Source organism: Litorivivens lipolytica (assembly GCF_014191715.1).
GTDB lineage: Bacteria > Pseudomonadota > Gammaproteobacteria > Pseudomonadales > Spongiibacteraceae > Litorivivens > Litorivivens lipolytica.
In genome coordinates, this window is record NZ_JACHWY010000003.1 from 278,700 (window position 1) to 291,512 (window position 12,813).

Consider the following 12,813-nt stretch of genomic DNA (forward strand, 5'->3'; position numbering starts at 1 on the left):
GCTGCATTGGCGGTGAACGCAACGCGTTCTGACTTTGTTACGGAACCTCCTTGGAAAACCTCCTCTCCTATCAATACTTACTTATCGGCCTGATCTTCATCTGGAGTGGCTTTGTCCGTTCCGGGCTGGGCTTTGGCGGCGCGGTACTGTCGCTGCCCTTTCTGCTGCTGGTACACAACGACGCGCTGGTCTTTCTACCGCTGATATCCGTCCACCTGCTGGTGTTCGCCTCGATCACCGTGATCCAGAACAACCGCAAACCGTCGAGCGAAGGCGGCACAGTAAACTGGCCCTACCTGCGCTACCTCTTGCTGATCATGCTGATTCCGAAACTGATCGGGGTGTTCGGCTTGGTGACGCTACCGTCCAGCCTTATGAGCGGGGTGATCTTCACCATCGTGGCGGTATATTCGCTGTCCTATATTTTCAACCGTCCCTTCAAGAGCAACAGCAAGGTGGTGGACACTCTGTTTCTGTTGCTCGGCGGTTATATCAGCGGCACCTCATTGATCGGTGCTCCACTGATCATCGCGGTGGCGGCCCAACATGTGGCACGGGAGCAGTTGCGCGACACCCTGTTTGCCTTATGGCTGGTCTTGGTCGCCATCAAGATGGCGGCCTTTGTTTATTTTGAGGTAGACCTGCAGCTGATCCATCACCTGTGGCTGCTGCCCTGCGCTTTTATCGGCCATCTCATTGGCCTGCGCTTTCACCGCCACATGCTGCAGACCGATGCGGCGGTGTTTATGCGTTTTCTGGGCACTGCGCTGCTGGTGATCAGTCTGGTTGGGCTGACGCGGGCGGCGCTGGGTTAGGCGGTTCGGCCGCGGCTTCCGGGTCCACGTTCAAACCCATCTGCCGGGCCCGGCGCATCCAGCGCTCGCGCGCCAGTTTCTGCATATCATCGACGCTGTCCATTTCATCCACGATCTCCATCCCGATCAGGGTTTCAATCACGTCTTCCATGGTCACGATACCGGCGGTCCCGCCATACTCATCCACCACCAGCGCGATATGTTCCTGATTCTCCAGGAAGCGGCTGAAAATATCCGGCAGCGGGCAGGACTCGTGGATGGTGATAATCTCGCGCTTGAGGTCGCGCAACAGCTTTTCGCCGTGGTTATCGACCAGTTCCACCAGGAACTCATCCTTAAGGATGTAACCCACCACCTTGTCCTTGCTGCCCTCTTCATGGATCGGAATCCGTGAGAACACGATATTGCCTTCACGCTCGTGAAACTCCTGCAGACTCAGGCTCATGGGCGCAGCTTTAACGACGGTGCGCGGGGTCATCACATCCTTGGCGCGGATATTCTTGAATCGCAGCAGGTTGGCGATAAAGGCAGATTCGTTCTTCTCGATTACCCCTTCCTTTTCACCGATCTCCGCCAGCATCAGAAAATCGCGGCGGGAGAATACACTGCGGCTTTTATCCTTGCGCAGGATGGCGGTGAGCTGCTGACTCAACCACACCAGCGGCAGCAGCACGGTAATGATCACTTTGAGCGAATACACCGTGAACGGCGCCAGTTCTTTCCAGTAGTTGGCTCCCAACGTTTTGGGAATGATCTCCGACAGAATCAGGATCGCCAGTGTCAGCGCCACCGGAATCACCACCCCGGTAATCATCGGATTGGTCTCGGCCCAGAGCAGGGTCGCCTGTTGGCCGACACCGATCGCGCCCGCGGTGTGGGCCACTGTGTTGAGAGTTAGGATAGCCGCCAGCGGCCGGTCGATATTGTCTTTGAAGCTTTTCAGCTGACGGCCAATCCCGGCCCCCTCCTGAAACTTGATCTGGGCATAGGCCGGGGTAATGCTGAGCAGCACCGCTTCCCACAGGGAACATAAAAAGGAAAAACCAATAGCCAGCACAAAATAGGCAATCAGCAGGGTGAACATGGCGCTCCCGTCTCGCGTTGAATTAGGGCCTACCATAACGGTTTTCACAGCCGTGTTCATGGTTTTCCAGCGCTGGCCCACCGCAATTACGTCGCTTTATTGAGGTTTTCCCGGTGCGTCCCGGTCGGCGAGGTCGCCTGGCACGCGCACCGCGCCTAGTGTGAAGCTCCCAAATAACAACAACCGGGAGTATTCCATGCTGAAACGGATCACCGTGGCGGCGCTCTGCCTGAGCACCGCCAGCCCCGCCCTGCTGGCCGAGCAGACTCGTGGCGGGCTTTATATCGAGGAAGTGATTGTCACGGTCAACAAGCGGGAGGAATCCCTGCAGGATGTGGGCGCCTCAGTGACCGCGCTGGACGCCGACATGCTTGAAGCCGCCAATATTGAAGACCCTTTTAATCTTGCCGAAATGACCCCCGGCGTGGTTACCCGGGGCCGTGAAAATATGACCATCCGCGGCATAGGCGTGGATCTGATCGGGGTGCCGCCGGTAGCCTTCCACGAAAACGGGCTGTTTATCCCCAACAACAATGTGGGGGGTAATTACTACGATCTCGCCGCCATAGAGCTACTGCGCGGCCCCTCCGGCACGGTCTATGGTCGCAACGCCACCGCCGGCGCCCTGAATCTACGCTGGAATCCACCGGTCGACGCGCTGGAGTTCAAGATCGATACCCGCGCCGCCAGCCTTAACGAACGCCGCCTGCGCGCTGCCGTTAATACTCCGATCCTGCCGAATAACTGGCTCAATGCCCGACTGGTGATCAGCGATCATCGTCGCGACGGTCTGGTAACTAATCTGCTGGCGGAAAAGGACCGCTTCAACGGCGACACCAAGGACGACCAGATGGCCCGGCTGTGGCTCCAGTCCCAGCCCACCGACGCCCTCCAGCTAAACCTGCGTTACAAATATTTCCAGCGCGACCAGTACCGCATTTCCAGCCCCTCGGCGCTGACCCGTCGCAATGGTTCGCTGCAGGAATTTGGCGCCGAGCCGCTGCCCGAGGATCTGACACTGGTGAAAGCCCGCGCCCACCAGATGGTGTTCAGCGATCAGGCTCGCGAACTGTTTGGCGACGTGGACTACAGCGATTACAAAATTGACGTTGAGCGAGTGGACGCCGAGATCGTCTGGGCGCTGGAAGACCTGCCCGGGTTCGGCAACGTGGATATGACCTTGCTGGTCGGCAAAAGCTCTGACTACGCCTTCCGCCCGCTGGATATCGATGGCACTGAAGCCACCATTGTCGATGTGCTGCGCGAGGAGCGCGACGACGCGGTGATTCAGGAGTTTCGTCTGGCCTCCCAGAACGACAGTGCCTTTAACTGGATCTTCGGAGTGTTTCGCGCGGAGCAGGAAGCTCGCCTGACAGCCCTCAATTTCGTCAAAGCCAAAATTGATCTGGCCGGCGCGGTCACCGGCATCCCATCTCCCACCGGCGGCAGCGTTTACGACCTCGACACCTCCACCCCGGACAGCGACGTCACCTTTACCAGTGAAGCCGTCTATTTCAACGGCACCTTCCGCCTGAAGCAGTGGCTAAGCGATCTCCCGGATGTAGAAGTATTCGGTGGTCTGCGCCAGAACCGCGACAGCCAGGAGCTGTTTGAGGTGAACGACGTCGCCATTGTGCTGCCCGACCGGGAAAACCGAACCCGCGCTGCCAGCATCTCCGGAGGCACCACGAATTTTGACGTGGACTTCAAAGAGCCCACCGGCGAGTTCGGTGCCAAGTGGTTTATGAGCGACGAGCACATGGTTTACGCCAAAATCGCCCGGGGCTATAAAAACGGTTTCGGTGAGGTGAAGGACGACGGTAGTCTGAACGAGGTTGAGGCCGAGCAATTGGACGCCATCGAAATCGGTAGCAAGAACCGCTTCTTCGACGGCCGCCTCCAGCTCAACGCCGTAGCTTTCACCTACGACTATCAGAACCTGCAGGTGCAACAGGTACGCGACACCACCACCGTCACCGAAAATGCCGCCAGCGCCAGCCTGTCCGGACTGGAAATCGATATGACCGTGGCCGCCACCGAAAACCTCTACAGCGTGATCTCGCTCGGCTACCTGAAAGGCACCTTTGATGAGTTCTGCTCCTCCGACCCCGCCTTTCCCAGCCTGTCGGACCCCAGCTGCCCCGAGGGCGAACAGGATCTGACCGGCAACGACCTGCAGGATACCCCGCGCTACAAGGCCTCGCTGCTCGTAAACTACCAGCGCCCGCTGGGCGAATGGGGCTCACTGCGCGCGGTGTTGAAAACCACCTGGACCGATGACTACTTCTTGCGCCATTACAATCGCGAAGACGTAGACCATTTTGCCAGCTACACCAATACCGATATCCGCCTGAGCTGGATCAGCCCCAGCACCTCCTTTACGGTGGATGCCTTTATTGAAAGCCTTGAGGACAATGATCAACTGTTCTTCCGGCCGGTACCGCTCGGACTGGGCGTTGAAGGCGTAATTACCAACCTCGGGCCCAACTCCCCACGCACCGTTGGGATCAGTCTGGCTTACCAGTATTAAGCGGACATAAAAAAACCGGGGCGACTTTCGTGGCCCCGGTTTTCCAATCTATGTGACGCCTACAATCGCACTTTCTGAAACAGCCAGGGCAGCAGTCCGACAATCACCGCGCCAAATACCGCCATGAGCACAAAACCGTCAACAACCGAAGGCAGCTGGCTCCAAGCCGCCGCTTTCTGCAGCAACATCATCAACCCGAACATGGCCGCCACCCCGATGCCATAGCGAACACCTCGCTTAAGCAGGCTGGCTGCCGCCACATCATCGCGCACCCACAGCCCGTATAACCCGGCCGCCAGCCCCATGCCGACACTGCCATAAACCATCTCCGTTGAACCCAGCAAAAAAGCCAGCCCCGTCATCGCCGCGCAGGCAAGCAAAAGACCAATCAGTCGCTGACGGGTCGACCAACGCTCCAGCGCTTCGCCCCAACGATGCCAGGCCCACAAGGTCAGGCCTCCGAACAACCAACCCACCATCACATCGGTGGGGTAGTGAACCCCCAGGTAAGAACGCGACAGACCGGTCAGGAATATGACCAAGAGACACACACCGGTAAACCAGCGTCGACCGACCTCCATCGCGAGCAGGCCCCAGAACACCGCCACCAGCTGGGCATGACCACTGGGAAAGCTGAAGCCCATTTCGCCCTCGGAAATAATCCGGGTATCCACCTCGAAAGGGCGCGGCAGAGCAAACCATTCCTTGATCACCGTATTGAGATACATGGTCAGTATCACCATCAGCAGCAGACGCAAGCCCAAACGACGATCGATACACCACAATACCAGCGGTACGGTGAACAGGTAACCTATGCCTCCCAGCCAGGTGAAAAAGCGCAGCACCCAATCCCAGGGAGCGAAGGTAAATTGCTGCAGAGCGACGATAAAATCCGCGCCCCAAGCCAGAATACTTTCAATCACGGAAAACTCCTTACATTTATAGCTGTACGCCCTACTCTGCCCGGAAACCCCTCTCTCAGGCGACCTCGCCGACCGGCGCGACCCCGCGCACCCCTATTTTTCTGTCGTTTCGGGCGATAGCAGCGCCGCGCGATAGGCTCCGGGAGTCTGCCCGACCGCCGCCTTGAAGTACTTGTTAAAGGTAGATTTGCTTCGAAACCCGGCTTCTTCCGCCAGATACAACAGGGAAGACTCGCGATAGTCCGGGTTTGCCATCAAGGCCTGCACCTCGCGCACCCGGTAGCTGTTAACGTAGTCGTAGAAGTTCTGGCCGGCGCAGGTGCTCAATACCTGCGACAGCTCCTGAGTACTGATCCCCACTTCCCGTGCCAGACTGGCTAGCTGCAGGCTGTCATCCAGATAGGGTTTGCTCTCTCGCATAATGCGCTCGACTTCCGCCCACAGCTGGCGGCAGGCGGATTCATCAAGCCCGGAACGCGCGTACTTGGTCGCGTTATCGGAAGAAACTTCATCTTGAATAGGGGTATCCGGCGCAGTGGCCGGTGTACTGGGCTTGTCCAGCTTCTCATCCAGCAGCGTGGCCAGCTCCGGCAGGGCGTAAAACAGCTGGGCACGACGAAAGCCGGCGATGGCCACGTAATTGAGCAAGATAACGGCAGTCGGGAGAATCACGTAAAGCACCGGATGCAGGCTGCCACCCACTTCGACCCGCAGCAGGGCAACCGGCGCCATCACCAGATTCATCACCCCAAACAGATAGAGAATACGCCGCAGCCAACGCAAACTGATGGCCTCCAGACTGGAAAAGCGATCGCGCAAGCCCCGCTGATAGCGACTCACCACGCGCAGGCTGGCAATCACATAAGCCAGCCCCCAGGCACTGCCGAGCAAGGCGATCAGACTGGTGAGCCACATCAAATGCGGGCTGTCATCGGTGGCAATCGCCACCCCCGCCTCCGGATCGGTCATCAATCCAAACACCGGCAGGCTGGCGATCAATACCAGTGCCACCGGTACAAAATGCAGCAGATCGCCCCGCCGCAGGCGAAAGCCCGGCTGCACCATGGCGCGGGTGTAAAGCAGCATCAGCGGAGAAATCGCCAAACCCGTGACCGCGACAACCCGCCGGTAATAACCGGGAAAGGGCGTGGTGCCCGTTTCTTTCCAAAAAAACAGCAGCAAACTGCTGCCAATGATCAGCAGAATCAGCGCCAACAAGCGGTTGGCAACACGCATGGCAGGCTCGGCAATCATCAGCAGCATGGCCACCAGCAAGGCAAGCTGGGCCATCACAATCAGGGCTGCAAGGGCGGCAATACTCATAAGGTCAGGTTCTTATTCGTTTGAAGCAGCATACCCTTTTTTATATCGTCGCCCCATCACCAAAAGGGTGCAATGACACGCGTAAGACGGTGGAACCCCTCATTTTCTGCCTGCGAGGCAAGCAAGACCGGCAAAGTTCTGCCAGAATCTATCTACTACCTAACGATTAGCCTTTCTCCCAATGCTAATTCTGTATTTCTCGGCCAGCGTTATTGCGCTGTACACCGCCATTCAAGCTCTCTGGCTGAGCCGGCTCGGGCCCAATCGGCATATTTATCGCGCCTATGCCGCGCTGAGCGTCATCATTACCGTTTTTCTGGTCAGCACATCCGTATTTACGATTGCGCCCACGCTTGCCGTAGCCACGCTGACCACCAAACTACAGGGTGCGGCAGCCTTCGCGTATCTCATCGCGCTCAACTGGTTGCTGGCACGCTACGCCAACATCCCCTGGCGCGGCGCCGCCCGACGCTTTCTGCTGACATTCTCCGTCACCGCAGGGGCTCTGGGCTTGTACAGCCTGTTTTTGCCGGCGGGCTTTTTCGCGGCGAGATTGTGGCCGATGGAGCCCGGCGGGCTCATCACCTTCGGCTTTGACTATCGTCCTGCCTCCGTTATTTTTCAGGTATTCGGCCTGATCGGTGTTGGCTGGTGCATATACTGCATTCGGGCATTGCGTCGCAAACAACCACTGGCCGCGCTGCTGTTTAGCAGCTTCATTGCTCTGCAGATCATTACCCATGTGTCTCAGTCTCTGCACTACTTTTTCGGACTGACAGCCATACCGGTTCTCCCCGGCGGCATGACCTATATCTGGTTTTTTGTGATCACCGCCATTCTGTTCGCCCGTGACCACGAAGATACGGTTCTCGAGCTGGTCGCGAAAAACCAGTCTCTGACCCGGGAAGTCTCCAGCCGCAACGCCGCTGAGCGCCGCGCCCGCCTGCTGGCACTGAGCGACGAACTAACCAAGCTGTCGAACATCCGAAACCTGAAAAAAACGCTGGAATGGTTTCCAAAAGAAATTCCTAACGCTCGACTTCTACTGCTCCAGATCGATTATTTCCGGGAACTGAAAAAAACCTTTGGTGAGGCTAAGACCGACCAGCTACTGCTGCAGTTGGCCGAACGGCTGTCCAGCGGTAACAGTGACTCGGAGCTGGCTGCGCGGATTTCCGAAGCCCAGTTCGCCATTCTCACCAGCGAGCCGGAGCGCTATTTGTACACAGCGGGGAAAAGCCACAGCCCAACCTCAGCGCTGACCCGGCCCTTTACCGTCGGCCAGCAGACCCTGGATCTGACTTACAGCATTGCACTGGTTGGTCTGGGCAATGAAAGCAGCGTATCGGACATGCTCTACCACGCCGAACTGGCACTGGAAGAAGCGATTACCAACGGTGGCAATCAGGTTATTCACTACGATGGCGAATTCGCCGAAAAAATACAGCACCGATTTTCGCTGGAGCGAGAGCTTGATCGCGCGATTGAAGACAATCAGCTCGCGCTGCATTACCAGCCCCAGGTGGACAGCACCGGGCACCTGATTGGTGCAGAAGCGCTGTTGCGCTGGCGCCATCCGGATCATGGCTGGATATCACCGAACACCTTTATCCCCCTTATCGAGCGGCGCGGACAGATGGTGTCCTTTGGCCAATGGGTTCTCGAACAGGCCTGTCGTGATCTCAAAGCCTGGCAGCAACGCGGCAGCTTTAACGGTCGCCTGTCGGTTAACGTCAGCCCCTATCAGTTGCAAGCCTACAACTACGGCCAGAAGGTGCTGGACACGCTAAAGGCCTATGACGTCCCCCCCTCCTCTATTGGTCTCGAGCTGACCGAATCCGGCATGGTGGAAGAGGCCAGCAGCAGCCTGGCCGGGCTGCCCCTGCTGCGCCGAGCCGGCGTGACCATCGCCATCGATGACTTTGGCACCGGCTTTTCATCTCTGTCCTATCTTGGTCGACTGCCCATCGATACGCTTAAAATCGACAAGGCCTTCGTAGATCAACTCGGTACGCGCAAGGGTGACGCCCTGCTAAAAGCCCTGATGAATATTGGTCAGTCGCTGGATTTGAAGGTCCTTGCTGAAGGGATTGAGCGCGAAAACCAACACCGGGCACTGCAGGAAATGGGCTGCCGCTACTTTCAGGGCTACCTGTTCGGCAAACCCGTTAGCGCTGACCAATTTGTGCTGGAGCAACCCAAAGCAGTGAGTGTTGGAGCCTCTGACTTCTAAGCGGTTGTGATACTATCAGGGGATTATGAGTAGCACCCCTTCCCTGATCGACCGTTTCGATCGCCGTATCGACTACGTCCGGCTGTCTGTCACCGACCGCTGCGATTTCCGCTGCGTGTATTGCATGGCAGAAGATATGACCTTTCTGCCCCGCAACCAGATTCTGACGCTGGAACAGTTGTTTGATGTGGGCAAGGCCTTCGTCGACCTCGGCGTGAAAAAGATCCGCCTGACCGGCGGCGAACCGCTGGTACGCAATAACGTACTGTCGCTGGTTGAACGCCTCGGCGCGCTCAACGGCTTGCGCGAACTTCACCTCACCAGCAACGGCGCCCAGCTGGATAAATTCGCAGCGCCGCTGAAGGCTGCGGGATTGACGGGCATCAATATCAGCATCGACAGCCTGCGGGCAGACCGCTTCCGACAGCTGACGCGCACCGGCGATCTGAACAAGGTATTGCGTGGTATCGACGCGGCCATCGACGCCGGGTTTTCCCGCATCAAACTCAATGCGGTAATTCTTAAAGGCCGCAACGATGACGAAGTGCTGGATCTGGTGGACTTTGCCCGCGACAAGGGCGTGGATATTTCCTTTATCGAAGAAATGCCACTGGGCCTGATTGACGAACACAGCCGCGCGTTGAGCTTCTGCTCCAGTGACGAACTGCGCCAGATCATCGAAACCCGCTATCCTCTGAGCAACAGCCATGAAAGCACCGGCGGCCCGTCGGATTACTACCGTATGGTCGACAGTCCGATTCGCGTCGGTTTCATCTCGCCCCACAGCCACAACTTCTGCCACCTGTGTAACCGGGTGCGGGTCACCGTGGAAGGCCGCCTCCTGCTCTGCCTCGGGAATGAACACTCGGTGGATTTGAAAGAGGTGCTCGACCAACATCCCGGTGATGGCGAGCGCCTGCAGCAGACCATTCGCAGCGCCATGGCAATCAAACCCGAGCGCCATTATTTCGAGCTGAACGACGATGAACCCCAGATCGTCCGCTTTATGAATATGACCGGTGGATAAACAGCTGCTGATCACCCAGCTGCGGCTGGAGCCTCACCCCGAGGGCGGCTATTTCCGCCGCACCTACGAAAGCAGCCAGGTACAAAAAGGCCGACGCCTGATGAGCAGCATTTTTTATCTGCTGACTGACGATTCGCCCACCGGCCACCTGCACCGCAACCGTTCCGATATCGTCCACTACTGGCAGGCCGGCTCACCGCTGCGCTACACCCTGCTGAGCCCGGAAGGTAAACGACTGACATTCACGCTCGGCCCCAATCTCGATGCGGGCGAGCAACTGCAACTGACCGTTCCCGGTGGATTCTGGAAGGCCTCTCAATTAGTCTGTGGCGAGTTTGGATTGATCTCGGAAGCGGTCTGCCCCGGCTTTGACTACGACGACCACGCCATGGCCCGCGCCGACGAGATAAAACAGCGCTACCCTGACCACTGGCCAGAACTCAAAGCGCTCTGCAAAGGCCCATAAGCAACACCCGAATAAGGAGCCACCACGTGCAACCTACTCCGGCCAGCACGGCCGTGACCCAGCTGATTGAAGGCTTTGCCGCCGCCGGCTATATCGCCAGCGAGGCCATTGCCACCACCGTCTTTCTCGCGCAACAACTGCAGCGCCCGATTTTGGTGGAAGGCCCACCCGGCGTTGGCAAAACCGAGCTAGCCAAAGCCACCGCCCTGCATAACGACCTGCCGCTGGTGCGCTTGCAATGCTACGAAGGCCTGGATGAAAGCAAGGCGCTTTACGATTGGAAATACTCCAAACAGCTACTCTACAGCCAGGTCTTGAAAGAACAGCTGCACGATATCCTGCAGGGTGCCAAAGGTCTGGTCGAATCCGTCGAGCGTCTGAAAACCTTTGGCGATATTTTCTACTCGGAAGAATTCCTCGAACCCCGGCCCCTGCTGAAAGCCCTGCGCGAACCCAATGGCGCGGTGCTATTGATCGATGAAATCGACAAGGCCGACTACGAGTTTGAGTCTCTGCTACTGGAAATCCTGTCCGATTTTCAGGCCTCCATCCCCGAGATCGGCACCGTCAAAGCCACCACCAAACCGGTGGTGATTCTGACCAGCAATAACACTCGTGATCTGAGCGATGCCCTAAAGCGTCGCTGCCTCCACCTCTATATCGACTTCCCCAGCCGCGAGCTGGAGCAGCGCATTGTGCATACCCGGGTGCCTGAGATTCCCGAATCCCTCAGCCAGCAACTGGTCAGCTTTATTCAGCAGGTGCGCGAGCTGGATCTGAAAAAGGCGCCGGCGGTGAGCGAAACCCTAGACTGGGCCCGCGCCCTTCTGCTGCTGCACGCCACCAGCCTGTCACCGGAGCTGGTGCAGAGCACCCTGAATGTCATTCTCAAATTCGAGGAAGACATTCAGCTGGTCAGCCCCGATATCCGTCAATTGTTGAAGGACCGCTAGAGGCCCGGCATGGAACAGGCCCTATTGGGATTCATCAACACCCTGCGCCAGCACGATGTGCGGATTTCCACCAGCGAAACGCTGGACGCCCTGCACACCGCCGATGTGGTGGGTTATGGCGAGCGCGAGTTACTGCGCAATGCGCTGGCCGCCGCCCTGACCAAAACGCGGGAAGAAAAGGCCACTTTCCACCGCTGCTTTGATTTGTATTTTCTGGCCAAGGGCGAGCGCCACAGCGAACAGCAACAGAAGCAGCAGGAAAGCGCCCACCCCACCCAGTTCGAACTGCCCGATGCGGTCGCGGGCGACGCCGCGGTGCAGGCAGCGCTCAGCGCCCCCATGGTTCAGGCGGCCATCGACGGCAATCAGGACGCGGTGACCATGGCCATTGAGGAAGCCGCCGAAGGCGTCAGCCTAGACACCATCCGCTTCAACACCCAAAAGGGCATTTTTCGTCGCCGCCTGGCCGAAGCCGCCGGCACCGGGGAATTCGACAAGGCCATTGAGGTGCTCAAGGCGATCGATGAGGAGGAACTGGCGGGGCCAATTGAATGGCTGGAACAACAGCGCAATACCCTTGATATGGCGGCACGGGATGAGGTGGAACACCAGCTGTTGCTCAACGCCAATGCCGCCGGCCGCGCCATTCAGCAGCAGATGCTGCGCAATACCAAACTGTCGGCGCTGGAAGGCTATCACCTCAAGCAGCTACCTACCCTGATCCGGGCGCTGGCCAAAAAACTCGCCACCCGTCACCGCCAGCGCCGCAGGGTAGACCGGCGCGGTAAGCTGGATATGGCCAAAACCCTGCGCCGCAATCTGGCCTACGGCGGGGTGCCTTTTCACACCTACTGGAAGCAAAAACGCAAGGACCAGCCCAAACTCTATGTGCTGTGTGACGTGAGCGGCTCGGTCTCTACCTACGCCCGCTTCCTGCTGCTATTCCTGTACAGCCTGACCGACGTGATGCCGCGCATCCGCAGCTTCGTATTCACCAGCGAAGTCTATGAGGTCACCGAGTTGTTCGACCGCCACCCGCCCGAGCAGGCGGTCGAGATGGTGAATCAGAAATGGGGCCGGGGCAGCAGCGACTACGGCAACAGCTTCAAGCACTTTGTGCGAGACTTCGGCGCCCAGATCGACCGAAATACCACTTTGATCATTCTCGGTGATGGCCGCGCCAACAGCGCCGACCCGGGTCTGAACGAGCTGCGCCAGCTATACGATAAAAGTAAGTACTTACTATGGTTCAATCCCGAGCCCCGCAGCGCCTGGAATACCGGCGACTCGGAAATTAAACGCTACCAGAGCGCCTGCCACTTTGTGGCTGAGTGCAATTCACTGGCCAAACTGGAACGCCTGCTCGATCGTTTACTCACTGTTTTAAGGTGATTATTTCACCCTTTTGGAAAGTTCTTCCCGCTAGCGGCCGATCATCACCTAAACTGGGTTGGTAGGT

Annotated in this window: 10 protein-coding genes; 7 read left to right on the forward strand and 3 right to left on the reverse strand. The window is 58.0% G+C overall.

All coding sequences use genetic code 11. The annotated features are described in order from the left end of the window. Positions 1–50 precede the first annotated feature (50 nt). Positions 51–815 carry a sulfite exporter TauE/SafE family protein gene (locus FHR99_RS13525; RefSeq protein ID WP_183411238.1) on the forward strand — a complete coding sequence of 255 codons (765 nt, stop codon included), beginning with the start codon at positions 51–53 and terminating at the stop codon, positions 813–815. On the opposite strand, the gene FHR99_RS13530 is transcribed toward FHR99_RS13525, so the two are convergent. Continuing rightward, positions 778–1,899, reverse strand: coding sequence for a CNNM domain-containing protein (locus FHR99_RS13530; protein ID WP_183411239.1), 1,122 nt, complete (start codon positions 1,897–1,899; stop codon positions 778–780). The genes FHR99_RS13525 and FHR99_RS13530 overlap by 38 nt on opposite strands. A gap of 196 nt (positions 1,900–2,095) precedes the next feature. Here FHR99_RS13530 and FHR99_RS13535 point away from each other — a divergent pair, with 196 nt between their 5' ends. Next, complete coding sequence (locus FHR99_RS13535; RefSeq protein ID WP_183411241.1) at positions 2,096–4,429, forward strand: TonB-dependent receptor; 2,334 nt, start codon at positions 2,096–2,098, stop codon at positions 4,427–4,429. A gap of 59 nt (positions 4,430–4,488) precedes the next feature. On the opposite strand, the gene FHR99_RS13540 is transcribed toward FHR99_RS13535, so the two are convergent. Next, positions 4,489–5,352, reverse strand: coding sequence for a phosphatase PAP2 family protein (locus tag FHR99_RS13540; RefSeq protein ID WP_183411242.1), 864 nt, complete (start codon positions 5,350–5,352; stop codon positions 4,489–4,491). Between the two features lie 93 nt (positions 5,353–5,445). After that, a complete protein-coding gene (locus tag FHR99_RS13545; protein WP_183411243.1) occupies positions 5,446–6,675 on the reverse strand; it encodes a helix-turn-helix domain-containing protein in 1,230 nt (409 codons plus the stop codon). 181 nt (positions 6,676–6,856) lie between these two features. On the opposite strand from FHR99_RS13545, the gene FHR99_RS13550 reads away from it, so the two are divergent. The 5 genes from FHR99_RS13550 to FHR99_RS13570 are packed head-to-tail and all read left to right on the forward strand — an operon-like array spanning position 6,857 to position 12,746. Further along, positions 6,857–8,908: a putative bifunctional diguanylate cyclase/phosphodiesterase gene (locus FHR99_RS13550; RefSeq protein WP_183411244.1), complete on the forward strand. Its 2,052-nt coding sequence runs from the start codon at positions 6,857–6,859 to the stop codon at positions 8,906–8,908. A 25-nt stretch (positions 8,909–8,933) separates the two neighbouring features. Continuing rightward, positions 8,934–9,935 (forward strand): GTP 3',8-cyclase MoaA, encoded by a 1,002-nt coding sequence (gene moaA / locus FHR99_RS13555; RefSeq protein WP_183411245.1) that lies wholly within the window; start codon positions 8,934–8,936, stop codon positions 9,933–9,935. After that, positions 9,928–10,401 (forward strand): cupin domain-containing protein, encoded by a 474-nt coding sequence (locus FHR99_RS13560; protein ID WP_183411246.1) that lies wholly within the window; start codon positions 9,928–9,930, stop codon positions 10,399–10,401. The genes moaA and FHR99_RS13560 overlap by 8 nt, the downstream gene beginning before the upstream one ends. A 26-nt stretch (positions 10,402–10,427) precedes the next feature. Then, positions 10,428–11,354 carry an AAA family ATPase gene (locus tag FHR99_RS13565; RefSeq protein WP_183411247.1) on the forward strand — a complete coding sequence of 309 codons (927 nt, stop codon included), beginning with the start codon at positions 10,428–10,430 and terminating at the stop codon, positions 11,352–11,354. Positions 11,355–11,363: 9 nt separating this feature from the next. Then, positions 11,364–12,746, forward strand: a complete 1,383-nt coding sequence (locus tag FHR99_RS13570) for a VWA domain-containing protein (RefSeq protein ID WP_183411248.1) — start codon at positions 11,364–11,366, stop codon at positions 12,744–12,746. Positions 12,747–12,813 lie beyond the last annotated feature (67 nt).